We start from the raw sequence: 24,207 nt of genomic DNA, 5'->3' as shown, positions 1-24,207 counted from the left end.
CCCCCAGGTACCTGGGGGCGCGGGGAACTGCGCAAAGGGGGGCGAGGGGGCGCAGCCCCCATGCGGTGACGGGAAGGGCTACTTCACCTCGTACGGCTGGCCGTAGACCTTCCACTTCAGTGGGGTGTCCAGGTCCAGATTCCCGTCGTACAGGAACCGCCGCTGAGCCGTGTCCACCCGAGACGTGTCCCGGCGCCCCTCGTCCTCCATCGTCTTCTTCCGCATGTCCAGGAAGATGTCGAGGTACGAGACCTCCTTGCCACCCTCCGCGGGAGTGTCCGCCTCCGCCATGGCCCGCTCACGGATGCCGGAGAAACCGGGATCGCCGGGTCCGTGCATCACCATGGCGTCGTAGTAGATGAACTGACCCAGCACACCCAGCCCGTCCCGCTTCGCGATCCGCACCGCGGGATCGAAGTACACCCGGTCCCGCTCGGAATCCTGCGCCCGCTGGAACGCGGCTTTCCCCGCCTCCGCCTTCCAGGCGGCCACGAACCCGTCGCCCAGCCCCTCATGCGACTCCGACCCGTCGACCTCCCGCAGAGCGGGCAGATACCGCGCCAGCGCATTGCCCGGATGCGCCTTCGTATAACGCTCGACCAGGACGAGCAGATCGTGCGTACCGGTGGTGAAACCGATGATCCCCGCCGTGTACCCGCGGCCGTCCTCGATGTCCTCGATGTAGTCGTACTGCCCGCGCCAGTCCAGGCTGGAGTTCTCGGCGCTGGACACGATCCGCTGCGCCAGCTCCTTCTTCTCCGGCGCGTCCAGCCCGTCCGCACGCGCGTCGGGACTGGCGCTCCGGCGGTCCGAACGTCCGCCGTCGTCCCCGTGGCCGGGCACCACGAAGCAGGCCGCCAACGCGAACAGTGGGGCGACGACGAACAGCAGACGGCCAGCGCGTTTCATGAGCAAAGAGTACGATCGGCCAAGGGTGCCGTGCCGCACCGGGTGGATTTTCTGTGTACGCCGGGGGAGGTTCTGTGAGCGCGGAGGAACTGGCGCTGCTGCGGGCCGAGTTGGACGTTCCGCTACCGGACGGTTTTGCGGAACTGGACGGCGCACAGGCCCTGTTGCTCGCCCAGGCACTGCGCCGGGCACGGGAGCGCCGAGCCTCCGGACTGCACGAGTCCGTCGAGGACGCCCTCACCCTCGTACCGGCCCTGACCAGGGAACCTGTCCGCCGGATGTTCTTCCGCTGAGGGGAATCCGCATGGACACACTGCGCGGCAGAGCCGAAACCCTGAAGCTCGCCCGGCTGCTGGACGTCGAGCCACAGCAGCTGGCGTTCCTCGAAGAGCTGCCCGCCGACGACGTACGCCTCTTCCGCGAACATGCCGTCGCCGCGCTCTTCGACGAGGACCCCGTCCTGCTCGACCGCATCGCCGGCATGACGAAACTGCTGCCCGCCGCCGTCGCCGCGGGCATCGCCCAGAAGGCACTGGGCCCGCGCCTGGCCGCCGCGCTCGCCGGACGCCTCGAACCGGCCCGCGCGGCCGACATCATCGACCGGCTCCCCGTCGACTTCACGGCCCGCTGCTGCCACCACGTCGACCCGCGCCGCATCGCCGGGATCATGGGCAGACTGGACGACGACATCGTCGTACGCATCGCCCTCGTCCTCGCCGAACGCGGCGACCACCTCACGATGGGCCGGTTCGTCGGTCATCTGCGGGACTCGGCGCTGAAGAGCATCCTGCCGCAGCTCGCGGAAACGACTCTGCTGCGTACGGGGTTCGTCATCGACCATCCCGAGCGGCTCGGACACATCCTCGAACTGCTCGACGACCAGCGGATCTCCGCGGTCATCGTGGCCGCCGCCGAGCACGGTCTGTGGCCCGAGGCCATAGCCGTGGCGGGCATGGCGACCGGCGAGCAGCGGGCCCGGATCGCGTCGCTGACCGCGGCGCAGCCGGAGGGGCGGCTCGACTCGTTGATACGCGCCACGGCCGAGCAGGACCTGTGGGAGTCGCTGCTGCCGATCGTGTCGCTCCTGAGCGGGACCGAACTGCGGGCCGTCGCCGCGCTGCCCGCGCTGCGGGACCCCGCTGTGCTGGACGGGCTCGTCCACGGGGTGGTGGCTACCGGGCTCTGGGGGGACTTCTTGCCGCTGGTGGGGGTGTTGCCGCCCAGTGCCCGGCGGGTGGTGGCGGGGGTTGCGGGGGCGCTCGACGACGCGGGCCTCGACGCGTTGGCGCGCGGGGTCGACAAGGAGGGCCTCTGGGACCTGGTGCTCCCCCTCATCGAGCTGATGCCCGACGCCGGGCGGGAACGGGTCTTTGCCCTGCGGGCGTACCAGGAGCGGGCGGGGTAGTGGGGCCCGCCCCCACCGGCCCCCTCCGGGGGGTGCGGCTCGTCCACACGGCGCGCCCCGGTGGGCGCTGGCCCAAAAGATTGCGCAGTTCCCCGCGCCCCTAAAGGCAAAGGACTGCGTCGTTCCCTGCGCCCCTGAACCTGAAGGTGCGGGTCGGTGGGGGTGGGCGTAAAGGATTGCGCCGTTCCCCGCGCCCCTAAAGGCAAAGGACTGCGTCGTTCCCCGCGCCCCTGAACCTGAAGGTGCGGGCCGGTGGGGGTGGGCGTAAAGGATTGCGCAGTTCCCCGCGCCCCTGAAGGCAAAAGACTGCGCCGTTCCCCGTGCCCCCAACAGTTGGTTTTTGCGCGTTGGGGCCCTGAGTTCCACCGGGGGATGTTGACCTCTCTGCGTGGAGGGGGTGTGTCGGGATGTGTGGGCGCCGCGGCGACCGGGGTGACCCGACTTTGCGAGAGCGGCGACCGGACGTCCCGGCGCGCCCCCGCCCCACCACGCACCTCAGGGGCGCGGGGAACTGCGCAATCCCCAACGCCAACCCCCACCGGCGGTCAGCCAAGAACCCCGACCGAACAACCCCTTCGCCTTCGCAGAACTCCGTGCCACTCTGAACGGCGAGCCGAGCCAACGGGGAGGCCCACCTATGGACGCGCGAAGCGCGAAACGACCGGCGGACGCAAGCCGCGGCGAACGCGTCGCCGACTGGGCAGACGGCCGCCTCGGCATCTACACCCTCGCCAAGACCCAGATGCGCAAGGTGTTCCCGGACCACTGGTCCTTCATGCTCGGCGAGATCTGCCTCTACAGCTTCCTCATCCTCATCCTCACCGGCGTCTACCTCACCCTCTTCTTCGAACCCAGCGGCGTGGAGGTGGTCTACAACGGCTCGTACGAGCCCCTCAACGGCATCATCATGACCAGGGCGTACGAGTCCACCCTCGACATCAGCTTCGACGTACGCGGCGGACTGCTGATCCGCCAGATCCACCACTGGGCAGCCCTCGTCTTCGTCGCCGGCATGCTCGTCCACATGATGCGCGTCTTCTTCACCGGCGCGTTCCGCAAACCCCGCGAGCTGAACTGGTTCTTCGGCTGGACCCTGCTGTTCCTCGGCATCCTCACCGGCCTGACCGGCTACTCGCTCCCCGACGACCTGCTCTCCGGCACCGGCATCCGCTTCTCCCAGGGCGCGATCCTGGCCGTGCCCGTCATCGGCACGTACCTCTCCTTCTTCCTGTTCGGCGGAGAGTTCCCGGGCCACGACATCATCTCCAGGCTCTTCCCGGTCCACGTCCTGCTCCTGCCCGGGATCATGCTCGGCCTGGTCGTCGCCCATCTGATCCTGGTCTTCTACCACAAGCACACGCAGTACCCGGGCCCCGGCCGCGACCAGAAATCGGTCGTGGGCATGCCGTTCATGCCGGTCTACATGGCCAAGGCGGGCGGCTTCTTCTTCCTGGTCTTCGGCGTGCTGTCGATGATGGGCGCGATCGCCACGATCAACCCCGTGTGGGCGTTCGGCCCCTACCGCGCGGACCTGGTCACCACCGGCGCCCAGCCCGACTGGTACCTCGGCTTCTCCGAGGGCCTGATCCGGGTGATGCCGGGATGGGAGATCGACGCCTGGGGCCACACCCTGCAACTGGGCGTCTTCATCCCCTTCACCCTCTTCCCGCTGATCCTTCTGGCCATCGGCGTCTACCCGTTCATAGAGGCGTGGATCACCGGCGACAAACGCGAGCACCACATCCTCGACCGCCCCCGCAACGTCCCCACCCGAACCGCGCTGGGCGTGGCCTGGCTGAGCCTGTACGGCGTACTCCTCATCGGCGGCGGCAACGACATCGTCGCCACCCACCTCCACCTGTCGATCAACGCGATCACCTGGTTCGTACGGATCGCCTTCTTCGTCGTACCGCTCCTCGCCTTCGTCATCACCAAACGCGTCTGCCTGGGACTCCAGCGCCGCGACCGGGACAAGGTGCTGCACGGCAGGGAGTCCGGCACGATCAAACGGCTGCCGCACGGCGAGTACGTCGAGGTGCACGAACCCCTCACCCAGGCCCAGCGGTTCACCCTCACCCAGCACGACCAGGTCCCGCCGTACGACGTGGGCCCGCTCGTCGACGCGAACGGCGTGGAACGCAAGGTCAAACCCACCCGACGCCTGCGGGCGCGCCTCGCCCACGCCATGTACGGCCAGAACGCGCACATCCCCAAGCCGACCCCCGAGGAGTACCGCGAACTGACGAGCAGCGACGACCACCACTGAGGCCGTCCGGAACCCACGGGAGTCAGCCGAACCCGGCACCGGCACCCGCACCGGCACCGGCACCCGCACCCGCACCCAGCACCACCCCCCGGCACTCGCCAGGGCTGCCCCAGGCGGACCGCAGCGCCCGCGCCTTCGTGAGCCACAACGACAGGTCGTACTCCGCGGTGTACCCGATCGCGCCGTGCAACTGCAGGGCCGTACGGGCCGTCGTGTACGCCGCCTCGCAGGCCGCGACCTTGGCGGCGGCGACGTCGGCCGGGTCCATGGACAGCGCGGCGCCGAAGACCAGCGGACGCGCGAACTCCAGCGCGATCTTCGCGTCGGCCAGCCGGTGCCGCACCGCCTGGAACGAGCCGACGGGCACACCGAACTGACTGCGCTGCTTCACGTACGCCACGGTCCTGTCGAGCAGGGCGAGCCCCACTCCGAGGGCCTGCGCGGCGGTCGCGAGCCGCGCCCAGCACAGCGCGTCGGCGGCACCCGCGACGACCTGCGGCCCGGCCGCCAGGACGTCACCCCCGGGGCTGGGGAGGGCAAGACGCCGAGCGGGATCGAGGGACCGGCACACACGCGAAGCGCCCCCTCCACGAGGCGCACCCCCCGGCGCCACCCACAACTCCCCAGCCCCAGCCCCAGCCCCAGCGCCAGCCCGAGCCCCGGTCCCAGCCCCACCCTCATCCCAGCCAACGCTCAGCTCCACATCCGCCACGTCCCCGTCCAGGACGTACGGCCCCCCACCCGGCAACGCCACCGTCACGACCGTCTCCCCCGAGGCCACCCCCGGCAGGAACCTCTTCGCGAGGTGTGCGAACCCCGGCGCGGAGAGCAGTGCACCCGCCGCCACCGTCTCCACCAACGGCCCCGGCACCGCATGCCTCCCCAACTCCACGAACGCCACAGCGAGTTCGACGGGCCGCGCCCCGACCCCCTCGTACGCCTCGGGCACCGCCAACCCGAACACCCCCAGCTCCGCGATCCGCGACCACAGCGCCCGCCCGCCCGCGTGGTCGCCGGCGCCCCAGGCCCGTACGACCGCGGGTGTGTCCGCGGCCGTCAGCAGGGCGTCCAGCGAGCGCGCGAAGGCGGTCTGTTCGTCGTCCAGGAGGAAACGCATCAGCGGCGCCCCTTCGGCAGGCCGAGCAGCCGCTCGGCGATGATGTCGCGCTGGATCTCGTTCGTGCCCGCGTAGATGGGCCCCGCCAGCGAGAAGACGTACCCCTCGCCCCACCCTCCGCCGCCGTCCGCCACCTCCCCCTCCGGGCCGAGCAGATCGAGCGCGGTCTCGTGCACGGCGATGTCGAACTCGGACCAGAAGACCTTGTTCAGGCTGGACTCCGGGCCGAGGGGTTCGCCGTCGAGGAAGCGGGACGCCGCCGCGTACGTGAACAGCTGGTAGGCGCGGGCGCCGATCACCGCGTCGGCCACCCGGTCGCGCGTGTACGGGTCCCGGCCGCGCTCGTGCCACAGCGCGGCCAGCCGGTCCGCCGACGCCAGGAAACGGCCGGGGGAGCGGAGCGTCAGCCCTCGTTCGTTGCCCGCCGTCGACATAGCCACCCGCCAGCCCCGGCCGGGCTCGCCGATCACGTCCTCGTCCGGTACGAACACCTCGTCCAGGAAGAGCTCGGCGAAGGCCGGCTTCCCGTCCAGCCGGCCGATCGGGCGGACGGTCACGCCCGGCGCCCGCAGGTCGAACATCAGGTACGTGAGGCCCTGATGGGGCTTCGGCGTGTCCGGCTCGCTGCGGAAGAGGCCGAACGCGCGGTCGGCGAACGCGGCCCGCGACGACCACGTCTTCTGCCCGCTCAGCAGCCACCCGCCCTCCGTACGCACCGCCCTGGACCTGAGCGAGGCGAGGTCGGAGCCGGCCTCCGGCTCGGACCAGGCCTGCGCCCAGACGACCTCGCCGCGGGCCATCGGCGGCAGGATCCGCGCGCGCTGCTCGTCGGTGCCGTGGTCGAAGAGGGTCGGTGCGAGGAGGCTGACGCCGTTCTGCCCGACCCGGCCCGGGGCGCCCGCCGCCCAGTACTCCTCCTCGAAGACGAGCCACCGCGTCAGCCCGCACTCCCGTCCGCCGTACGCGACCGGCCAGGACACCACCGACCAGCGGTCCGCGGCGAGTTCGGCCTCCCAGACGCGGTGGGCCGCGAAGCCCTCCTCGGTCTCCAGGGAGGGCAGCGGCCCGGCCGGCACGTGCGCGTCGAGCCAGGCCCGGGCCTCGGCGCGGAACGCCTGATCGGCGGGGGAGTACATGAGGTCCACGGTCACCTTCCTCTGGCTCGACCGGCTCGGCACAGTTCCCTAACAAGTGTTTGGTAGGTTAGCGTGGCCCTATGACAGACGTCGAGGGTCCGGTGTACGAGCCCGGGCACGGGCTGCTGAAGGGACGCACCGCTGTCGTCACGGCCGCCGCCGGGGCGGGCATCGGCGGCGCCACGGCCCGCCGCTTCCTTGAGGAGGGCGCGCGCGTACTGATCAGCGACGCGCACGAGCGGCGCCTCAAGGAGTACGAGGCGGAGCTGGCGGCGGAGTTCGAGGGGGTCGCGGCGCTCGCCTGCGACGTCACCGACGAGGCCCAGGTGCGGACGCTCTTCGCCGCGGCCCTGCGGCTGCACGGGCGGCTCGACATCGTGGTCAACAACGCGGGACTCGGCGGCACTTCGACCCTCGTCGACATGAGCGACGAGCAGTGGTCGCGGGTGCTCGACGTGACACTGAACGGCACGTTCCGGTGCACGCGCGCGGCCCTGCGTGCCTTCCGCGAAGGCGGTCACGGAGGTGTGATCGTCAACAACGCCTCCGTGATCGGCTGGCGCGCCCAGGCCGGCCAGGCGCACTACGCGGCGGCGAAGGCGGGCGTGATGGCGCTGACCCGCTGCGCGGCGATGGAGGCGGCGGACTTCGGAGTGCGGATCAACGCCGTCTCACCGAGCCTCGCCATGCATCCGCATCTGGTGAAGGTGACGACCCCCGAACTGCTGGCGGAGCTGACGGCCCGCGAGGCGTTCGGGCGGTACGCGCAGCCGTGGGAGGTGGCCAATGTGATCGTGTTCCTGGCGTCCGGGTACTCCTCGTATCTGACGGGTGAGGTGGTCTCCGTGAGCAGCCAGCATGCGTGAGCGCTCCGCTGGGGGTGGCCGTGGGGTTGTGGGGGTGCCGGCGTGGTGATGCGTCCGCGGGAGCGTCGTGGCCGGCCGCGCGGTTCCCCGCGCCCCTGGCCGGGCGGGGGCTGCGCCCCGCGCCCTGTGAGGGGGCCACGGCTCACAATGGGGGCGTGTCTACCAAGAAGAAGCCTCAGGTGACGGCCTCGCCCGAGCGGCGTCGTGAACTCCTCGGCACCGCCGCCGAGGTCTTCGCCGAGCAGGGCTACAACGCCACCACCGTGCGCAAGATCGCGGACCACGCGGGCATGCTCGCGGGCAGCCTCTACTACCACTTCGACTCCAAGGAATCGATGCTGGAGGAGATCCTGCGGACCTTCCTCGACGAGCTGTGGGACGGCTACGACACCGTCCTCGACGCCGAACTGGACCCCCGCGAGACGCTGGAGGCCCTGGTCACCGAGTCGTTCCGGGAGATCGACCGGCACCGCGCGGCCGTCGCGATCTACCAGAAGGAGTCCAAGCAGCTCGTCGCGCAGGAGCGTTTCGCGTTCCTCGCCGACTCGCAGCGCAAGTTCGAGAAGGCGTGGCTCGCCACGCTGGAGCGGGGCGTGGCAGGAGAGGTCTTCCGGGACGACCTCGACATCCGGCTCACCTACCGGTTCGTGCGCGACACCGTGTGGGTCGCCGCGTCCTGGTACCGGCCCGGCGGACAGCACAGCCCGGACGAGATCGCCCGGCAGTACCTGTCGATGGTGCTGGACGGGATCGCCGTACGCAGTTGATCGCACGTGCACGTATGTGACAGAGCCGATCCAGGGGAGTTGGCATGGCCGAGGCCTACATCGTCGAAGCGGTCCGTACGCCCGTGGGGCGTCGCAAGGGCGGTCTGAGCGGGGTCCACCCGGCCGACCTGGGGGCGCATGTGCTGAAGGCACTGGTCGCGCGCTCCGGAGTCGATCCGGCTGCCGTCGAGGACGTCGTCTTCGGCTGTCTGGACGCCGTGGGGCCGCAGGCCGGTGACATCGCCCGCACGTCCTGGCTGGCGGCCGGACTGCCCGAGGAGGTCCCGGGCGTGACGATCGACCGGCAGTGCGGCTCCTCGCAGCAGGCCCTGCACTTCGCCGCCCAGGGCGTCCTCTCGGGCACGCAGGACCTCGTGGTCGCGGGCGGCGTCCAGAACATGACACAGATCCCCATCGCCTTCGCCTCCCGCCAGGCGGCCGAGCCGCTGGGACTCACCGAGGGGCCGTTCGCGGGCAGCGAGGGATGGCGCGCCCGGTACGGGGACCGGCCCGTCAACCAGTTCCTCGGCGCCGAGTCCATCGCGGCCAAGTGGGGGATCAGCCGGCGCGACCAGGAGGAGTTCGCCCTGCGGTCCCACCAGCGGGCGCTCCGCGCGATCGACGAGGGCCGCTTCGAGCGGGAGACCGTGCCGTTCGGGGACGTCACGGTCGACGAGGGGCCGCGCCGGGACACCTCGCTGGAGAAGATGGCGGGCCTGCGACCGGTCGTCGAGGGCGGCACCATCACCGCCGCCTGCTCCTCACAGGTCTCCGACGGGGCCGCCGCGATGCTGCTCGCCTCCGAACGGGCCGTCCGCGAGCACGGGCTCACCCCCCGGGCGCGCGTGCACCACCTCTCCGTGCGGGGGGAGGATCCGATACGGATGCTGTCGGCGCCGATTCCCGCCACCGCGTACGCCCTGAAGAAAGCCGGCATGTCCATCGACGAGATCGATCTCGTCGAGATCAACGAGGCGTTCGCGCCTGTCGTACTCGCCTGGCTGAAGGAGACCGGGGCGGATCCCGACCGGGTCAATGTCAATGGGGGCGCGATCGCGCTGGGGCATCCCCTGGGGGCCACGGGGGTGAAGCTGATGACGACCCTGCTCCATGAACTGGAGCGGGTCGGCGGGCGGTTCGGGTTGCAGACGATGTGTGAGGGCGGGGGGCAGGCGAACGTGACCATCGTCGAGCGGCTTTAGGTCTCGTCGTCGGCTGCGGGCCGGTGGAGGTTGCCCGCGATGTTCCCCGCGCCCCCAAAAGCGCTCAGGACGGGCCCGGATCAGGGAGGGCGCGGAGTGTTCGGTGGGCTTCGGCCATCACCCTCTCCACCAGGTCCGCGCACGACGGCAAGTCGTCGATCACGCCTGCCACCTGGCCCGACGCCATCACCCCGAGGTCCGTACGGCCCTCCACCATGGACGCCCTCAGGAGCATGGGCGTGTTGGCGGCCAGCAGGACCTGGCTCCAGGTCAGGTCCTTGCCGTGCTTCATCGCCAGGCCGTCGCGGATCAGCTGGGGCCAGCCGAGCCCCGAGAGCTTTCTGAAACCGGCGGCTCTGCGCACCGCCCGGGTCAGCGTTCTCGTACGGCCCGCTCCCTCCAGGGAGTCGACCAACTCCGTACGGAGCATGCGGTGCGGCAGGCCGTCCACGGCGGTCGTCATCGTGACGTCCTTGACCGTGGCCGCGAGATACCGGGCCTTCACCGCGTCCGGCACCGTCGAGTCCGAGGTGAGGAGGAACCGGGTGCCCATGGCGACGCCCGCCGCGCCGTACGCGAGCGCCGCGACCAGGCCCCGGCCGTCGAAGAAGCCGCCCGCGGCGACGACGGGTATGCCGACCGCGTCCACGACCTGGGGGAGGAGCACGCTGGTCGCCACCTCGCCCGTGTGGCCGCCGCCCTCGCCGCCCTGCACGATCACCGCGTCCGCTCCCCAGGCCGCGACCTTCTCGGCATGACGGCGGGCCCCGATCGAGGGGATGACGACCACGCCCGCGTCCTTCAGCTCGGCGATCAGCTCACGGGACGGCGCGAGCGCGAACGAGGCGACCTTCACGCCCTCCTCCACGATGATCCGGACACGGTCGCGGGCGTCCCCCGCGTCCGCGCGGAGGTTCACCCCGAACGGCGCCCCCGTACGGGAGGAGACCTCGCGGATCGCCGCCCGCAGCTGACCGGGTGTCATCGTCGCGGAGGCGAGGATGCCCAGCGCACCCGCGTTCGCCGTCGCGGAGACCAGGCGCGGGCCCGCCACCCAGCCCATCCCCGTCTGCACGATCGGATACCGGACACCGACGAGCCGCGTGAGGGCGGTCTCCATCAGCCCTTGACCTCACGGTCGCGCAGACCCTTCGGGTCCAGGTCCTCGCGGATCGTCCTCAGTTCCGCCGGAGACGGTTCACGGGTGTACGGGACGTCGTCCGGGACGGTCAGCTCGAAGCCCGTCGCCGCGACCACCTCCTCGACCGTCACCCCCGGATGCAGCGAGGCGAGCCGCATCGAACGGTCCCCGGTCGCGAAGTCGAACACCCCGAGATTCGAGACCACCCGCGGGATGCGGTGGAAACGGGTCGCCGTGGGACCCGCCGCCGCGGCGCTGTCGTACCCCACCCCGCCGATCATGTCGACCTTCTCCACGAAGACCCGCTTGGAGTGCCTGGGCACCCAGTAACTGACCGGGTTGTTCAGCGTGTTGACCGGACCGCCCCGCACCCCGAGCAACTGCCGGGTGGGCCGCTCCCAGTCGCCCACGCAGGAGATGTTCTGGTTGCCGAAGCGGTCGATCTGGCTCGCGCCCATCATCACGTGCCGGCGCCCGCCGGTCACCAGAGCCAGATGCTGCCGGTACGGCAACCAGCCCTCCGGCGTGCCGTCCGGACCGACCAGCAGCGCCTCGCCGTCGGTCAGCAGCAGCTCGGGCGAGAAGGTGCGCCGGGCGAGACGAGCCCCTATCGACGGGATCGGGCCCATCGGACTGGCCAGTATCTCGCCGTCGCCACGCCACGCCTCCGCGCAGGCGATCACGCAGTACTCGGCGCGGGTCACCCCACTGCGGGACGCGCCCGCGGTCGCGCCCGGGGTCGTGTCCGGGGACCTGCTCGGCACCGCGCTCATGACTGCTCCTCGTGCCACGCGTCGACGGCGGTCCGATAGGCCTGTTCGTCGCCGGCGAGGAACCTCCCGGCGAACTCGGGCCACGGCATGGACGCGTAGAGCCGCTGGAGGGCCTCGTCCCGGTCGTGGTCGGGCGCGCACGACGTGAAGTGCGCGCCGCCCGGCGCCTCCACCACACCGTTCACGCTCAGCCGCTTGATCAGCAGGGTCTGGGGCGGTGCCGCCTTCGTCAGCTCGGCCGTGTCGACGATCCGCTCACAGGACACGTACGCCGCCTGGGCCGCCTCGCAGAACAGGTCGTCGAAGTACGGGTCGGGGCCCAGGTACTGGCCGTTGCCCGCGCGGTCGGCGCGGTTCACATGGACCAGTGCCGCGTCCAGCCGCAGGGCGGGCATGGCGACAAAGGTCTCGCGCACGCCCGTCGACTCGTCCTCGTACGGCGAAGTGACCGTACGCAGGCCGGGGTTGACCCGCATCACGTCCGAGCCGATGCCTGCCCGCACCGGCAGGAAGGGGAGCCGGTGGGCGGCTGCCCGCAGCCCCCACATGAACATCGCCTCGTCGATCTCCATCAGTTCGAGCGAGCCGCTCTCCCGGGCCGCCCGGAAGTGCGGTTCGAGCGGGATCGAGTCGAGCGTCGCGAAAGGGGCGACCAGCTTCCGGATCCGCCCGGCCGCCGCCAGCATGCCGACGTCCGGGCCGCCGTACGAGACGACCGTGAGATCGGTGAGCGTGGAGCGGAGCAGCGCCCGTACGAGAGCCATCGGTTTGCGGCGGGAGCCCCAGCCCCCGATGCCGAGGGTCATGCCGCTCTCCAGCCGGGAGACGGCCTCGTCGGCGGTCATCGTCTTGTCGCCCATCCCTACCTGCCCTCCTTTCCGAAGGTGTCCTGGACCGCGCGTGCGTCCCGGGCCCCGGCCGTGTCCCCGGCTCCGAACGCGTTCCGGACGCGCTCGCCCGTGCCGCCCAGGGCCGCCTCGAACGTGAAGCCCTGCTCGAAGCGGTAGCTGCGGCGCACGTCGACGGGGTCGATGCCGTTGATCGCGGCCTTGGCGAGCCGGATCAACCGGCCGTCCTTGCCCGCGATCTCCCGGGCCAGCTCCAGCACCGCCGGGCGCAGCCGGTCGCGCGCCACGACCCGCCACACCGAGCCGTGCCCGTACAACTCCGCCGCGGTCGCCGTGCGCGAGGTGTAGTACAGCGCGCGCATCAGATGCTGCGGCACCAGCCGGGACAGATGGGTGGCCGCGCCCAGCGCGCCCCGGTCCAGCTCGGGCAGCCCGAAGGTGGCGTCGTCGCTCGCCACGATCGCGTCCGCGTTGCCCACCAGGCCTATCCCGCCGCCCAGGCAGAAGCCGTGCACCTCCGCCACCACCGGTACCTCGCACTCGTACACCGCCGCGAAGGCCTCGGCGCAGCCGCCGTTGGCGCCGAGCAGGGCGGTGTCGCCCTCGGCCTGTATCTCCTTGATGTCCACGCCCGCGTTGAACCCCCGGCCCTCGGCGGCCAGCACCACACAGCGGTTCCCGGCGTCGCGGCCCGCCGCGCGCACGGCGTCGGCCAGCGCGAACCAGCCGCTCACCGGCAGCGCGTTCACCGGCGGGAAGTCGACCGTGACGACGGAAATCCCTTTTTCCGGGGACGAGGTGGAGACACCCATGGACGCATCAGCTACCTTTCCACCAAACGTTTGTTAGGTGCGATCTGCTGTCGAAGGTAACAGCCAATGCCGACGGGCGGGAGGCCCTGTGGACAACTTGCCGGGCAGGCGGCTCGTGGTGGTCACGGGCGGGACCAGGGGCGTCGGCGCCGGGATCGCGCGGGCGTTCGCCGAGGCGGGTGACGAGGTGGTGGTCTGTGCGCGCAGACCACCACAAGCACCGCTCGACGGCGTCGGGTTCGCCCCGCTCGACCTGCGCGACCCGCCGGCCGTTCGGGCCTTCTTCGGGCGGCTGCCCCGGCTGGACGTCCTCGTCAACAACGCGGGCGGCGCCCCCCACCGGCTGCTCGCCGGGACGGACGCCGAGCGGCACGCGCGCGTGATCGACCTCAACCTCGTCGCGCCTCTCACGGCCTCCCTGGCGGCGTACGACCTGCTCAAGCGCGCCCGGGGTTCCATCGTGATGATCGGCAGTGTCAGCGGCACCCGGCCCTCGCCCGGCACGGCGGCCTACGGGGCCGCGAAGGCCGGACTGGAGAACCTGGCCCGCTCGATGGCCGCGGAGTGGGCACCGGAGGTGCGGGTCAACACGCTCGTGGTCGGAATGGTCCGCACCGAGCTGTCCCACCTGCACTACGGGGGCGAGGACGGCATCGAGGCCGTCTCCCGCACCGTCCCGCTGGGACGCCTCGCCGTGCCCACGGACATCGGCAGGGCGGCCGTCTTCCTCGCGTCGGACGCCGCCGCGTACATCACCGGGGCCGGCCTCCTCGTCCACGGCGGCGGCGAACGGCCCGCCTTCCTGGACGCCGCGACCGTCAACAAGACCGACAGGGAGCACTGACATGACCGCAGACACAGGTCTCGGCACAGGCGTCGGCCCCGGTCTCCGCGCCGGTCTGTGCGACGGGCGGGTGGTCGTCGTCACGGGCGCCGGGCGCGGGCTCGGGCGGGCCCACGCGCTCGCCTTCGCGGCCGAGGGCGCCCGCGTCGTCGTCAACGACCTCGGCGTCGGACTCGACGGCTCCCCGGGGGCCGACACCCCGGCCCGGCAGGTCGTCGAGGAGATCCGCGCGGCGGGCGGCGAGGCCGTCGCACACGCCGGGGACATCGCCACGACCGAGGGCGCCGCATCCCTCGTACAGGCGGCGCTCGACTCCTTCGGACGGCTCGACACACTCGTGAACAACGCAGGGTTCCTGCGCGACCGCATGCTGGTCAATCTTGACGAGGACGACTGGGACGCCGTCATGCGTGTCCACCTGAAGGGCCACTTCCTGCCGCTGAAGCATGCCGCCGCGCACTGGCGGACGCAGGCGAAAGCGGGGCGCGTGCCCCAGGCCCGGGTCGTCAACACCAGCTCCGGAGCAGGCCTCTCCGGGTCCGTCGGGCAGGGCAACTACAGCGCGGCCAAGGCGGGCATCATCGGGCTCACCCTGGTGGCCGCCGCCGAGATGGGGCGCTACGGAGTGCAGGTCAACGCCATCGCGCCGGCCGCCCGGACCCGGATGACCGAGGCGGCCTTCGCCCAGGCCATGGCGGCACCGGACAGCGGCTTCGACGCGATGGCCCCCGAGAACGTGTCGCCGCTCGTCGTCTGGCTCGGCTCGGCCGCGAGCGACGGGGTCACCGGCCGGGTCTTCGAGACCGAGGGCGGCCGGATCACCGTCATGGACGGCTGGCGGCCCGGCCCCGGCGTCGACAAGGGGGCCCGGTGGACCCCCGCCGAGGCCGGGGACACCGCACGGGAACTCCTCGCACGCGCCCAGGCCCCGACCGCGGTCCACGGCACGCAATGAGCACAGGACGCAGTGCGCACAGGACGCGATGAGCAGCAGTAAGTAATGTCCCAGAACGGCAAAGCCCGGGGAACGCTGGACCCCGTACCCCTCGCTCGCGAGGATGCCCAGCAGGGCGGGGTGGGCGGAGGCGGACGGAGGTGGGTCCCGGTGGAGTTCGTCGGACGGTCGCACAGCCTCGCGCTCCTCGCGGCGGCCCGCGAGCGCGCCCGCGCGGGACAGCCCCAGCGCGTCCTCGTCGAGGGCCCGGCGGGCATCGGCAAGACGGCCCTCGTACGCCGCTTCCTCAGCGACGACGCGCGCGTGCCGGACGACGGCCGTGTGCTGGGCGACACGCGTGTGGGACAGCCGGACGGCGGCCTTCCACTGCCGTGTCCCCGCCTTGGGGGCGCGGGGAACCGCGCGACCAGCCACGACGTACCCGCGTGCGCCCGCGGCCCCGGTTCCGGCAGCCGCCACGCGCACGCCGGTGCTACGTGTCGCACTCCAGTACCGTGCGACAGAGCCCGCAGCGCGCCCGCACCCGCCCCCTGACCGGCACCCGGATCCGCTGATGACAGGTCGGGCAGGGGAACGAGACCCGCAGCGGACCGTGCCCGTCCGGCGCGAAGGCGTACGACACGCCCGCGGACGCAGGGCCGGACGCCGGGCCGGACGCAGTTCTGACGGCGCCGCCCTGCGCGTGGCGGCGGTCCTTCGCATAGCGGCGCCGCCCCGCCCACCCCGCCGCCGTCAGCGGCGGCTGCCGCTCGTCCTCCCGGGCCTGCGCCAGGCCGCGCGTGTACGCCGTGTACGCCTGCGGACTGGTGAACCAGGTCGCGGGATCCTCCCCGAACACCAGGGACCGCTTGGCCAGCACGTACCCGAACTCCTCCGGCGTCAGATAGCCGAGCTTCTGCGAGGACGACGCGTCCTCCCGGTACGCGTCCAGCAGCAGCCAGCCCGCACCGAGATACGTCGTCGCCGTGTCCGTGAGGATCTCGTTGTCCCGGGTGCCGGGGAACGACAGGTCCAGCCGGTGCAGGTAGACGTGCATCACCTCGTGCGCCAGCGCGGCGCCGATGTCCCGCCGATGGGTACGGAAGCGGTCGTTCAGCTCGATGAAGTACTCCGGCCCCGCGGCCAGCTCGACACTCGCCGCGTGCTCCATCTCCCGAAAGCTCACGATCATGCGGGCGTCCGGCAGCCGGAAGTGGCGCACCAGCTCGCGCGCCACCCGCTGCGCGCCCAGATACAGGTCGTCCGTGTCGCAGAACGCCACATCGGCGGGGGCCACGCTGGCGGCGAAGGCGTGGACGGTGTCGTACGAGAGCCGCTTGTACAGCGCGGTGACCGCCGCGCGCACCGTCTCCAGGTGCGGGTAGCCGTGCTTGACCGGACCGCCGTTCGCCATGCCCGAACCCCCAGAAGCTCCGAACAGGCCCCGAACCTCTTTCCACCTTAAGGGGACGCGAGCGAATTCTCGCGGGTTGGGTTGCCCGACGTGTACGTGACATCCACCCTTGCCTCACCTGCCGCATGATCTTCATACTTCTGTGCACTCTTCTGTGCGCTCAACCCCCTACGAAAGGGAACAAGTTGACCAATGGAATGCTCGGTCTCCTCAGGAGACCAGCCTTTCGGCGGGCCGCGGCGATCGGTGCCGTCGCTCTCGCGACCGCCAGCCTCCAGCCCGTCGCCGCGCATGCCGCGCCCACCCCGATAGTCGGCGGCGCGCCCGCCGCGCAGGGTGAGTTCCCGTTCATGGTCAGCCTGTCCATGGGCTGCGGCGGCTCGCTCTACAAGAAGGACGTCGTCCTGACCGCCGCGCACTGCGTGGACGGCTCGGGCAACACGACCCGTATCACCGCGACCGCGGGGGTCGCCAACCTCGGCGCGTCCGGTGCGATCAAGGTCAGGTCGACCAAGGTCGTCCAGGCGCCGGGCTACAACGGCAACGGCAAGGACTGGGCGCTCATCAAGCTCGCCCGGCCCATCGACCTGCCGACGCTGAAGATCGCGACGACGACCCGCTACAACAAGGGGACGTTCACCATCGCCGGGTGGGGCGACCCCGTGGAGAACGCGAACACCGGCTCGGTGAAGCTGCTCAAGGCCAAGGTGCCTTTTGTGGCCGACCGGCAGTGCAAGCGGCATTACGGCGGGCGGTTGATCGCCTCGCAGGAGATCTGTGCGGGGGTTCCTCGCGGTGGGGTCGACACCTGTCAGGGGGATTCCGGGGGGCCGATGTTCCGCAAGGACGATGCGGGCAAGTGGATTCAGGTGGGGATCGTGAGCTGGGGTGACGGGTGTGCGCGGCCCATGGTGCCGGGGGTTTACACCGAGGTGTCCACGTTTGCCTCTGCGATAGCTCGGGCGGCTTCTTCGCTTTAGCTCGCACTTCCAGTGGGGGGCGTTCCCGGTGTGTGCCGGGGGCGCCCGTTTTTTGTCTGCGGGTGCGTTGTGGCTGGTCGCGCAGTTCCCCGCGCCCCTGAAGGGCGAAAGGCAAAAGATTGCGCCGTTCCCCGCGCCCCCGGGAAGCCCCGCGTCCCCCGAACAGAAGCTCCGCCCTAGGAGGCGATGGGTGTAAGCGTTGGGGGGAGTGCGGTGGTTTCCAGTTCCAGTAGCCAGATCTCGTTGTGGCCCTGTCTCAAGGTCGGGGCCGGGATGTGGAGGGTCGATTGGGGGCCGTTCGACCAGTAGCGGCCCAGGTTGAAGCCGTTCAGCCAGGCGAAACCCCTGGTCCAGCCGGGGAGTTCGAGGCGGGCGTCCCCGGGCGCGGACACCGTGACCGTGCCCCGGTAGAGACCGGGGGCGGACAGCGAGGGCAGCGGCCCGAACGGCACCCCCTCCACCCCCGCGTCGAACGCGTCCAGCCGCAGCGCCCGCACCCGCACCCCGTGCAGATACTGCCGTTCGTGCAGCACACCCCCCGTGATGCCCTTCGGCTCGCCGGTCCGCGGGCCGTAGTTGACCCGCCCCAGCGACTCCACCCACAGGTCCACCCGCGCGGGGCCCGCGACCGGCTCCCTCAGCTCCGGCTCGTGCTCGGTGACCACCCCGGCCCGTACCCCGTCGACGTACACGACCGCCAGATCCCGCAGCCCCCGTACCGTCAGCGGGTACGGGCGGCGCGGCCCCGGTACGTCGACGGTGTAGCGCACGAGCCCCCGGTCCACGTCCAGTTCCTCGAACGTGGGCGGTACGGGGGTCTCCGTCTCCGGTCCGCCGAGCGTGTCGAGGACCGCCGGCAGGGGAGCCCAGCCCGTCAGGTCCACGGCGGCGGAGGAGCCCAACGAGGCGGGCGCGGCCGGCACTTCGGGCAGCGGGCCGTCCGCGTACGCGGCCAGGAGCGTGCGGAACCGCCAGAACTTCTCCGTGGGGCGCCCGGCCTCGTCGATCGGCGCGTCGTAGTCGTACGACGTCACGTCCGGCTCCAGAATCCCCTCGTGCAGCGCGCCGCCACCCCGGTTGGCGCCCGCCCAGCCCGCGAAACTCGTACCGCCGTGCGCCATGTACAGGTTCACCGACGCCCCGCACTCCAAAATCTCCCGCAGCGCCTCCGCCGCGTCCAGCGGATCACGTACGGCATGCTCACCGCCCCAGTGGTCGAACCAGCCGCACCAGAACTCCATGCACATCAACGGCCCTGAGGGCCGGTGCCGGCGCAGCGCCCCGAAGGCCTCGCGCGCCTGCGAACCGAAGTTCACCGTCGCCAGCACGCCGTCCAGGGACCCGCCCGTCAGCATGTGGTCCTCGGGGCCGTCCGACGTGAACAGCGGCACCCGTACGCCCCCCGCGCGCAGCAGTTCGGCGAGGCGACGCAGATACACCCGGTCCGAGCCGTAACTGCCGTACTCGTTCTCCACCTGCACCATGACCACCGGGCCACCGCGGTCGAACTGCCGCGGCACGACCTGCGGCAGCACCCGCGCGAACCACCGCTCCACCGGCCCCAGGAACCCCTCGTCGCGGGTGCGGATCCGCGCGCCGAGCCCACCGGTCACCCAGTGCGGCAGCCCGCCGTTCTCCCACTCGGCACAGATGTACGGACCCGGCCGCACGATCGCCCACAGCCCGGCCGCGTGCGCCGCGTCCAGGAACCTGCCCAGCGCGTCCACGTCCCGGAACACACCCGGCGCCGGCTCGTGCAGATTCCACGGCACGTACGTCTCCACGCAGTTGAGGCCCATCGCCCGCAGCATCGCCAGCCGGTGCCCCCACTGACCCTCGTGCACCCGGAAGTAGTGCAGCGCCCCCGACAGCAGCCGCACCGGCCGCCCGTCCACCAGGAAATCGGTGTCCCCCACCGCGAACTCGCTCATGCCCGACACCCTCACCCCTGGCGGCGGGCCCGGTCCATGGACAAAGATCGGCACCGGTTGGACGCAGCTGACCGGTCGCCCCGAGCAGCCCGTGGGAGGGAGACAGCGGATGTACCACACCTGGATGCGGTTCTTCACCCCCGGCCCCGCCCACCACCGGCTCGGCCTCGTCTGCCTCGGCGTCGGACTCCAGCACGGCACACTGCCCACCGTCGGACCCCGCACCCTCGACCACCACGTCGCCGTCGTCGTCAGCACCGGCCGCGGCTGGTTCCGCACCCCCGACGGACGGCGCACCGCGGTCACCGCGCCCGCCCTGCTCTGGCTCACCCCTGGCGTACCGCACCACTACGGGCCCGACCCCGACACCGGCTGGGACGAGGCCTTCGTCGACTTCACCGGACCCACCGCCGACACCTACACCGAACTCGGCTACATCGAACCGCACCGGCCCGTCGTCGCCCTCTCCGACGCCGGCGCCGCCCGCGCCACCGTCGGCCGCATCGTCCGCGCCGCCCGCCGCGGCAACCCCCTCCTCGAAGTCGAGACCAGCGCCGCCGTCCACGAACTCCTCGTCACCCTGCGCCGCGCCCGCGCCGACACCGCCCCCGACGGCGAACAGGTCCTCCAGGCCCTCGCCCGCGACGCCTGCAAACCCCTCACCGTCGCCGACCACGCCATGCGGCACGGCATGACCCCCGCCGAACTGCGCACCGCCGTCCGCCGCGGCGCCGGCTGCAGCCCCAAGGACTACCTCCTCGGCATCCGCCTGGGCCGCGCCAAGGAACTCCTCGCCGCCACCGAACTCCCCGTCGCCGCCGTCGCCCGCCGCGTCGGCTACGACGACCCCGCCTACTTCTCCCGCCTGTTCACCCGCCGCGTCGGCATGGCACCCGTGCGTTTCCGGGAACAACAGGCCCACACGGTCCCCGGCGGCTGGAGCGACCAGGTCCCCGATCCCGACGATCCCCCGATCATCGGGAGGACCCCCATCGGCTGAGACACCCGACGTAGGGTTGGCATCCATGACCACCAGCAACACCGACAACAGCAGCGGCGCGGGCACCAACAGCAGCGCCGGCAGCAGCGGCAGCAGCGACAGCGGCAACAGTGGCGGCAGCGGCAACAGCCGCCCCGCCGGTGACATCGACCCCGCCGTCCGCGCCGACCTCGACCGGCTGCGCGAGAGCATCGACAACATCGACGCCGCCGTCGTCCACATGCTCGCCGAGCGCTTCAAATGCACCCAGCAGGTCGGCCACCTCAAAGCGGCCCACCAACTGCCGCCCGCCGACCCCTCCCGCGAGGCCCAGCAGATCGCCAGACTCCGGCGACTGGCCGAAAACGCCAACCTCGACCCGGCGTTCGCGGAAAAACTGCTGAACTTCATCATCGCCGAGGTCATCCGCCATCACGAGCGCATCGCGGAGGACACCAACACCCGCGAATGACCACTCCCGGCCCCCGGCGCGCACCCGTTCTCAGGCCGTTGTGAGCCCCGCCCCCTCGGCGTGCGCGCCGAAATGAGGCATCCTGCGCTGAGCACTCCCTGTCAGCCGGTTCGGACTTAAGCTGGTTGGTCCAAGCGAGGGGACTTCGCTCCATGCCGCCGGATGCCAAGATCCTCATAGTCGACGACCACGAGGACACGCTCTACGCACTGGAAAGCGCCCTGGCCCCCCTCGGCTACCAGCTGACCCGGGCGACCAGCGGCGACGAAGCGCTGAAGGAAGTCCTGCGCGGCCAGGTCGGACTGCTCCTGCTCGACGTGCACATGCCCGGCGTCAGCGGCCTCGACGTCGTCCGCTACATGCAGGGCGTCGAACAGACCCAGCTCATCCCGATCATCCTCGTCACCGGATTCGGCGCCAGCACCGCCCTGTCCTCCGCCGCGTTCCGCCTCGGCGTCGCCGACCTCGTCATGAAACCCATAGACCCCTGGACCCTGCGCACGAAAGTCCGCTACCTGTACGACTCCCACCAGCGGTACCGGTCCATGGAAAGGGAGATCCGCGAACTGCGGGCCCTCGTCAAGGAACCCACCGCCCACTACGACCCCCCGATCACCGCCCAGCGCCCCGCTCCCCGCAAACAGGAACAGGGCCGCACCGCGTAGGCGTCCCCCACCCCGGGGCGCACAGCCGCCATACCAGGGCGCCCCTGTGCCGAGCCCCGCCCATCAGGCAGCATGGCACCCATGTCCGTACTGACGCGCGACGAAGCGCAGACCCGTGCCACACTCCTCGACGTCCACCGCTACAAGATCGCACTCGACCTGACGCGCGGCGACGAGACGTTCCACTCCCACACCACCATCACCTTCACGGTCCGCGAGGACCAGGGCGAAAAGAACAGTGGCGGGGACACCTTCGTCGAGCTCAAGCCCGCCGAACTGCGCTCCGCCACCCTCGACGGACACCCCCTCGACCCGGCGACGCTCCACGAGAACCGGCTCCCCCTCACCGGCCTCACCGCGGGCACCCACGAACTGACCGTCGACGCCGACATGCGCTACTCCCGCACCGGCGAAGGCATGCACCGCTTCACCGACCCCACCGACGGCGAGACCTACCTCTACACCCAGCTGTTCATGGACGACGTCCAGCGCGTCTTCGCCGCCTTCGACCAGCCCGACCTCAAGTCGGTCTTCGAACTCACCGTCACGGCCCCCGACACCTGGACCGTCCTCACCAACAGCGTCACCACCCGCACCGACGACGGCACCTGGCAGGCCGCACCCACCCCGCTCATCTCCACCTACCTCGTCGCCGTCGCCGCCGGACCCTGGCACTCCGTACGCACCGAACACCGCGGCCTGCCCTTCGGCATCCACTGCCGCCGCTCGCTCGCCCCCCACCTCGAAGCCGACGCCGACGAAATCCTCGACATCACCCGCGCCTGCTTCGACCGCTACCACGAGAAGTTCGAGGAGCCCTACCCCTTCGACTCCTACGACCAGGCGTTCGTCCCCGAATTCAACGCCGGCGCCATGGAGAACCCCGGACTCGTCACCTTCCGCGACGAATTCGTCTACCGGTCCGCCGTCACCGACACCGAACGCCAGACCCGCGCCATGGTCATCGCCCACGAAATGGCCCACATGTGGTTCGGCGACCTCGTCACCCTGCGCTGGTGGGACGACATCTGGCTCAACGAGTCCTTCGCCGAGTACATGGGCTACCAGACCCTCACCGAAGCCACCCGCTTCACCGGCACCTGGACCGACTTCGGCATCGTCCGCAAGGCCTGGGGCTACGACGCCGACCAGCGCCCCTCCACCCACCCCGTCGCCCCCGACCCCGAAGCCGTCCCCGACACCGCCTCCGCACTCCTCAACTTCGACGGCATCTCCTACGCCAAGGGCGCCTCCGCCCTGCGCCAACTCGTCGCCTGGCTCGGCGAGAAGGACTTCCTCACCGGCATCAACACCCACTTCGCCCGCCACAAGTTCGCCAACGCCACCCTCGCCGACTTCATCGAATCCCTCGCCGCCGCCACCGAACGCGACGTCCACGCCTGGGCCGACGCCTGGCTGCGCACCACCGGCGTCGACACCCTCACCGCCACCGTCACCGCCCAGCCGGGGGAGTGGACCCTCACCGTCGACCGGACCGGCAGCCGCCCCCACCGCGTCAACGTCGGCGTCTACGACCGCGACCTCGGCGGCGACCGCGCCCTCGTCCTGCGCGAACGCTACGAGACCGACATCCCCCACGACGGGCCGGCCGCCCCCCGCCCCGGCACCCGCCCCGCCCTCGTCGTCCCCAACGACCACGACCTCACCTACGCCAAGATCCGCCTCGACGACGACTCCGAGAAAACCGTCCTGCGCGGCATCTCCGGCGTCCCCGACGCCCTCACCCGGGCCGTCCTGTGGAACACCCTGCGCGACATGGTCCGCGACGGTGACCTCGACCCCGCCGCCTACCTGGACACCGTCCGCGCCCACCTCCCCGAGGAGACCGACCTCGCCATCGTCCAGGGCGTCCTCGCCTTCGCCGCCGGCCAGGTCGCCGACCGCTACCTCCCGCCCCACGACCGGCCCGCCGCCCTCACCACCCTCACCTCCCTGGGCCGCGACCTGCTCCGCCGCACCGAGGACGGCGACCACCCCGGACTGCGGCTCCTCGCCGTACGCCACCTCATCGACGTCGCCGCCCAGCCCGACACCATCAGCGCCTGGATCTCCGAAGGCACCGTCCCCGGCGGACCCGAACTCGACCCCGAACTGCGCTGGCGCATCCTCGGCCGGCTCGCCGTCCTCGGCGCGATCGACGACGCCGTCATCGAGGCCGAACTCGTCCAGGACCCCAGCGCCACCGGCCAGGAAGGCGCCGCCCGCTGCCGCGCCGCGCTGCCCGACCCCGTCGCCAAGCAGGCCGCCTGGGAGGCCATGTTCGTGGGCGACGACCTGTCCAACTACCTCTTCACCGCCACCGCCCGCGGCTTCTGGCAGCCCGAACAGGCCGATCTGGTACGCGCATACGTGCCGCGGTACTTCGAGGACGCCGTCGCCGTCGCCGCGCGCCGGGGGCCGGCCATCGCCGACGCCGCGGGTCGGTGGGCGTTCCCCGCGTACGCCATCGACGCCGAGACGCTCGCGCTGGGCGAACGCTGCCTCGCCGAATCCAGGCCCAGCCCGTCCCTGTCCCGCAAACTCACGGACCAACTGGACGACTTGTCGCGCGCGCTGCGCTCACGCCTGCGCTAGCGGGCGGAGCGGGAGGGGGCGTGGCTCCGGAGCGCGCCCCGCCTGCGGGCCGGTGGGGGCGCGTTCGTCTGCGGGCCGGTGGGGGTGACCCGCGCAGTTCCCCGCGCCCCTCAAAAGCGGGGCTGCGCCCCAGCTTTTGCCCCTTAAGGGG

At 71.4% G+C, this 24,207-nt stretch carries 23 protein-coding genes; 14 read left to right on the top strand and 9 right to left on the bottom strand.

The window, feature by feature from the left end; genetic code table 11:
* Nucleotides 1-78 precede the first annotated feature (78 nt).
* Complete coding sequence (locus ACFWGJ_RS23125; RefSeq protein WP_387327545.1) at nt 79-909, bottom strand: chitosanase; 831 nt, start codon at nt 907-909, stop codon at nt 79-81.
* A gap of 74 nt (nt 910-983) precedes the next feature.
* On the opposite strand from ACFWGJ_RS23125, the gene ACFWGJ_RS23120 reads away from it, so the two are divergent.
* From ACFWGJ_RS23120 to ACFWGJ_RS23110, 3 genes are all read left to right on the top strand, one after another.
* Complete coding sequence (locus tag ACFWGJ_RS23120; protein ID WP_387327542.1) at nt 984-1,202, top strand: hypothetical protein; 219 nt, start codon at nt 984-986, stop codon at nt 1,200-1,202.
* Between the two features lie 11 nt (nt 1,203-1,213).
* Complete coding sequence (locus ACFWGJ_RS23115; RefSeq protein WP_387327539.1) at nt 1,214-2,314, top strand: hypothetical protein; 1,101 nt, start codon at nt 1,214-1,216, stop codon at nt 2,312-2,314.
* 637 nt (nt 2,315-2,951) lie between these two features.
* The gene (locus ACFWGJ_RS23110) at nt 2,952-4,580 is read left to right on the top strand and encodes a cytochrome bc complex cytochrome b subunit (RefSeq protein WP_387327536.1); all 1,629 of its coding nucleotides are present in this window, start codon (nt 2,952-2,954) and stop codon (nt 4,578-4,580) included.
* 22 nt (nt 4,581-4,602) lie between these two features.
* Here the strand turns inward: ACFWGJ_RS23110 and ACFWGJ_RS23105 are convergent, their stop codons facing one another.
* On the bottom strand, nt 4,603-5,697 hold the full coding sequence (locus tag ACFWGJ_RS23105; protein WP_387327533.1) for an acyl-CoA dehydrogenase family protein: 1,095 nt from the start codon (nt 5,695-5,697) through the stop codon (nt 4,603-4,605).
* Complete coding sequence (locus ACFWGJ_RS23100; RefSeq protein WP_387327551.1) at nt 5,697-6,833, bottom strand: acyl-CoA dehydrogenase family protein; 1,137 nt, start codon at nt 6,831-6,833, stop codon at nt 5,697-5,699. Before ACFWGJ_RS23100 ends, ACFWGJ_RS23105 begins: the two co-directional genes overlap by 1 nt.
* Before the next feature lie 80 nt (nt 6,834-6,913).
* Here ACFWGJ_RS23100 and ACFWGJ_RS23095 point away from each other — a divergent pair, with 80 nt between their 5' ends.
* From ACFWGJ_RS23095 to ACFWGJ_RS23085, 3 genes are all read left to right on the top strand, one after another.
* A complete protein-coding gene (locus ACFWGJ_RS23095; protein ID WP_387327530.1) occupies nt 6,914-7,699 on the top strand; it encodes an SDR family oxidoreductase in 786 nt (261 codons plus the stop codon).
* Between the two features lie 155 nt (nt 7,700-7,854).
* On the top strand, nt 7,855-8,466 hold the full coding sequence (locus tag ACFWGJ_RS23090; protein ID WP_387327527.1) for a TetR/AcrR family transcriptional regulator: 612 nt from the start codon (nt 7,855-7,857) through the stop codon (nt 8,464-8,466).
* A gap of 44 nt (nt 8,467-8,510) precedes the next feature.
* Nucleotides 8,511-9,668, top strand: coding sequence for an acetyl-CoA C-acetyltransferase (locus tag ACFWGJ_RS23085; RefSeq protein WP_387327524.1), 1,158 nt, complete (start codon nt 8,511-8,513; stop codon nt 9,666-9,668).
* Between the two features lie 64 nt (nt 9,669-9,732).
* Here the strand turns inward: ACFWGJ_RS23085 and ACFWGJ_RS23080 are convergent, their stop codons facing one another.
* Genes ACFWGJ_RS23080 through ACFWGJ_RS23065 form a run of 4 tightly spaced genes read right to left on the bottom strand, consistent with a single transcriptional unit; the run spans nt 9,733 to nt 13,242 of the window.
* On the bottom strand, nt 9,733-10,788 hold the full coding sequence (locus tag ACFWGJ_RS23080; protein WP_387327521.1) for an NAD(P)H-dependent flavin oxidoreductase: 1,056 nt from the start codon (nt 10,786-10,788) through the stop codon (nt 9,733-9,735).
* On the bottom strand, nt 10,788-11,582 hold the full coding sequence (locus ACFWGJ_RS23075; protein ID WP_387327518.1) for a CoA-transferase subunit beta: 795 nt from the start codon (nt 11,580-11,582) through the stop codon (nt 10,788-10,790). The genes ACFWGJ_RS23080 and ACFWGJ_RS23075 overlap by 1 nt, the downstream gene beginning before the upstream one ends.
* Nucleotides 11,579-12,442, bottom strand: coding sequence for a CoA transferase subunit A (locus ACFWGJ_RS23070; protein ID WP_387327516.1), 864 nt, complete (start codon nt 12,440-12,442; stop codon nt 11,579-11,581). Before ACFWGJ_RS23070 ends, ACFWGJ_RS23075 begins: the two co-directional genes overlap by 4 nt.
* A 2-nt stretch (nt 12,443-12,444) precedes the next feature.
* Complete coding sequence (locus tag ACFWGJ_RS23065) at nt 12,445-13,242, bottom strand: enoyl-CoA hydratase family protein (RefSeq protein ID WP_387327513.1); 798 nt, start codon at nt 13,240-13,242, stop codon at nt 12,445-12,447.
* Between the two features lie 88 nt (nt 13,243-13,330).
* On the opposite strand from ACFWGJ_RS23065, the gene ACFWGJ_RS23060 reads away from it, so the two are divergent.
* From ACFWGJ_RS23060 to ACFWGJ_RS23050, 3 genes are read left to right on the top strand one after another with little or no spacing between them, the layout of a single operon-like run.
* Nucleotides 13,331-14,086, top strand: coding sequence for an SDR family oxidoreductase (locus ACFWGJ_RS23060; RefSeq protein ID WP_387327510.1), 756 nt, complete (start codon nt 13,331-13,333; stop codon nt 14,084-14,086).
* 1 nt (nt 14,087) lies between these two features.
* Nucleotides 14,088-15,041 (top strand): SDR family oxidoreductase, encoded by a 954-nt coding sequence (locus ACFWGJ_RS23055; RefSeq protein WP_387327507.1) that lies wholly within the window; start codon nt 14,088-14,090, stop codon nt 15,039-15,041.
* A 45-nt stretch (nt 15,042-15,086) separates the two neighbouring features.
* Nucleotides 15,087-15,575 carry an AAA family ATPase gene (locus ACFWGJ_RS23050; protein WP_387327504.1) on the top strand — a complete coding sequence of 163 codons (489 nt, stop codon included), beginning with the start codon at nt 15,087-15,089 and terminating at the stop codon, nt 15,573-15,575.
* Here the strand turns inward: ACFWGJ_RS23050 and ACFWGJ_RS23045 are convergent.
* Entirely contained in the window at nt 15,514-16,434 is a 921-nt protein-coding gene (locus ACFWGJ_RS23045; protein WP_387327501.1) for a hypothetical protein, read from the bottom strand. The genes ACFWGJ_RS23050 and ACFWGJ_RS23045 overlap by 62 nt on opposite strands.
* Nucleotides 16,435-16,631: 197 nt before the next feature.
* Between ACFWGJ_RS23045 and ACFWGJ_RS23040 the strand changes: the two genes are divergently transcribed.
* On the top strand, nt 16,632-17,414 hold the full coding sequence (locus tag ACFWGJ_RS23040; protein WP_387327548.1) for a S1 family peptidase: 783 nt from the start codon (nt 16,632-16,634) through the stop codon (nt 17,412-17,414).
* A gap of 176 nt (nt 17,415-17,590) precedes the next feature.
* Here the strand turns inward: ACFWGJ_RS23040 and ACFWGJ_RS23035 are convergent, their stop codons facing one another.
* Nucleotides 17,591-19,345: a beta-galactosidase gene (locus ACFWGJ_RS23035; RefSeq protein ID WP_387327498.1), complete on the bottom strand. Its 1,755-nt coding sequence runs from the start codon at nt 19,343-19,345 to the stop codon at nt 17,591-17,593.
* 109 nt (nt 19,346-19,454) lie between these two features.
* On the opposite strand from ACFWGJ_RS23035, the gene ACFWGJ_RS23030 reads away from it, so the two are divergent.
* The 4 genes from ACFWGJ_RS23030 (at nt 19,455) to pepN (ending at nt 24,056) form a co-directional block, all read left to right on the top strand.
* Nucleotides 19,455-20,345 carry a helix-turn-helix domain-containing protein gene (locus tag ACFWGJ_RS23030; RefSeq protein WP_387327495.1) on the top strand — a complete coding sequence of 297 codons (891 nt, stop codon included), beginning with the start codon at nt 19,455-19,457 and terminating at the stop codon, nt 20,343-20,345.
* Nucleotides 20,346-20,490: 145 nt separating this feature from the next.
* The gene (locus tag ACFWGJ_RS23025) at nt 20,491-20,796 is read left to right on the top strand and encodes a chorismate mutase (protein WP_107017818.1); all 306 of its coding nucleotides are present in this window, start codon (nt 20,491-20,493) and stop codon (nt 20,794-20,796) included.
* 152 nt (nt 20,797-20,948) lie between these two features.
* The gene (locus ACFWGJ_RS23020) at nt 20,949-21,461 is read left to right on the top strand and encodes a two-component system response regulator (protein WP_387327493.1); all 513 of its coding nucleotides are present in this window, start codon (nt 20,949-20,951) and stop codon (nt 21,459-21,461) included.
* Between the two features lie 72 nt (nt 21,462-21,533).
* Complete coding sequence (pepN, locus tag ACFWGJ_RS23015) at nt 21,534-24,056, top strand: aminopeptidase N (RefSeq protein WP_387327490.1); 2,523 nt, start codon at nt 21,534-21,536, stop codon at nt 24,054-24,056.
* The last annotated feature ends 151 nt before the right edge of the window (nt 24,057-24,207 follow it).

Origin of the sequence: Streptomyces sp. NPDC060205, assembly GCF_042728395.1 — a bacterium.
Classification (GTDB): Bacteria; Actinomycetota; Actinomycetes; order Streptomycetales; family Streptomycetaceae; genus Streptomyces.
This window is presented reverse-complemented; position numbering and strand designations above follow the sequence as displayed.

What these genes read in the sequence shown, in the direction of transcription:
- ACFWGJ_RS23125 (WP_387327545.1), bottom strand. Translation starts at nt 909, where the DNA reads ATGAAACGCGCTGGCCGTCTGCTGTTCGTCGTCGCCCCACTGTTCGCG.
- ACFWGJ_RS23115 (WP_387327539.1), top strand. Translation starts at nt 1,214, where the DNA reads ATGGACACACTGCGCGGCAGAGCCGAAACCCTGAAGCTCGCCCGGCTG.
- ACFWGJ_RS23110 (WP_387327536.1), top strand. Translation starts at nt 2,952, where the DNA reads ATGGACGCGCGAAGCGCGAAACGACCGGCGGACGCAAGCCGCGGCGAA.
- ACFWGJ_RS23105 (WP_387327533.1), bottom strand. Translation starts at nt 5,697, where the DNA reads ATGCGTTTCCTCCTGGACGACGAACAGACCGCCTTCGCGCGCTCGCTG.
- ACFWGJ_RS23100 (WP_387327551.1), bottom strand. Translation starts at nt 6,833, where the DNA reads ATGTACTCCCCCGCCGATCAGGCGTTCCGCGCCGAGGCCCGGGCCTGG.
- ACFWGJ_RS23095 (WP_387327530.1), top strand. Translation starts at nt 6,914, where the DNA reads ATGACAGACGTCGAGGGTCCGGTGTACGAGCCCGGGCACGGGCTGCTG.
- ACFWGJ_RS23085 (WP_387327524.1), top strand. Translation starts at nt 8,511, where the DNA reads ATGGCCGAGGCCTACATCGTCGAAGCGGTCCGTACGCCCGTGGGGCGT.
- ACFWGJ_RS23080 (WP_387327521.1), bottom strand. Translation starts at nt 10,788, where the DNA reads ATGGAGACCGCCCTCACGCGGCTCGTCGGTGTCCGGTATCCGATCGTG.
- ACFWGJ_RS23075 (WP_387327518.1), bottom strand. Translation starts at nt 11,582, where the DNA reads ATGAGCGCGGTGCCGAGCAGGTCCCCGGACACGACCCCGGGCGCGACC.
- ACFWGJ_RS23070 (WP_387327516.1), bottom strand. Translation starts at nt 12,442, where the DNA reads ATGGGCGACAAGACGATGACCGCCGACGAGGCCGTCTCCCGGCTGGAG.
- ACFWGJ_RS23065 (WP_387327513.1), bottom strand. Translation starts at nt 13,242, where the DNA reads ATGGGTGTCTCCACCTCGTCCCCGGAAAAAGGGATTTCCGTCGTCACG.
- ACFWGJ_RS23055 (WP_387327507.1), top strand. Translation starts at nt 14,088, where the DNA reads ATGACCGCAGACACAGGTCTCGGCACAGGCGTCGGCCCCGGTCTCCGC.
- ACFWGJ_RS23050 (WP_387327504.1), top strand. Translation starts at nt 15,087, where the DNA reads ATGTCCCAGAACGGCAAAGCCCGGGGAACGCTGGACCCCGTACCCCTC.
- ACFWGJ_RS23045 (WP_387327501.1), bottom strand. Translation starts at nt 16,434, where the DNA reads ATGGCGAACGGCGGTCCGGTCAAGCACGGCTACCCGCACCTGGAGACG.
- ACFWGJ_RS23040 (WP_387327548.1), top strand. Translation starts at nt 16,632, where the DNA reads ATGCTCGGTCTCCTCAGGAGACCAGCCTTTCGGCGGGCCGCGGCGATC.
- ACFWGJ_RS23035 (WP_387327498.1), bottom strand. Translation starts at nt 19,345, where the DNA reads ATGAGCGAGTTCGCGGTGGGGGACACCGATTTCCTGGTGGACGGGCGG.
- ACFWGJ_RS23030 (WP_387327495.1), top strand. Translation starts at nt 19,455, where the DNA reads ATGTACCACACCTGGATGCGGTTCTTCACCCCCGGCCCCGCCCACCAC.
- ACFWGJ_RS23020 (WP_387327493.1), top strand. Translation starts at nt 20,949, where the DNA reads ATGCCGCCGGATGCCAAGATCCTCATAGTCGACGACCACGAGGACACG.
- pepN (WP_387327490.1), top strand. Translation starts at nt 21,534, where the DNA reads ATGGCACCCATGTCCGTACTGACGCGCGACGAAGCGCAGACCCGTGCC.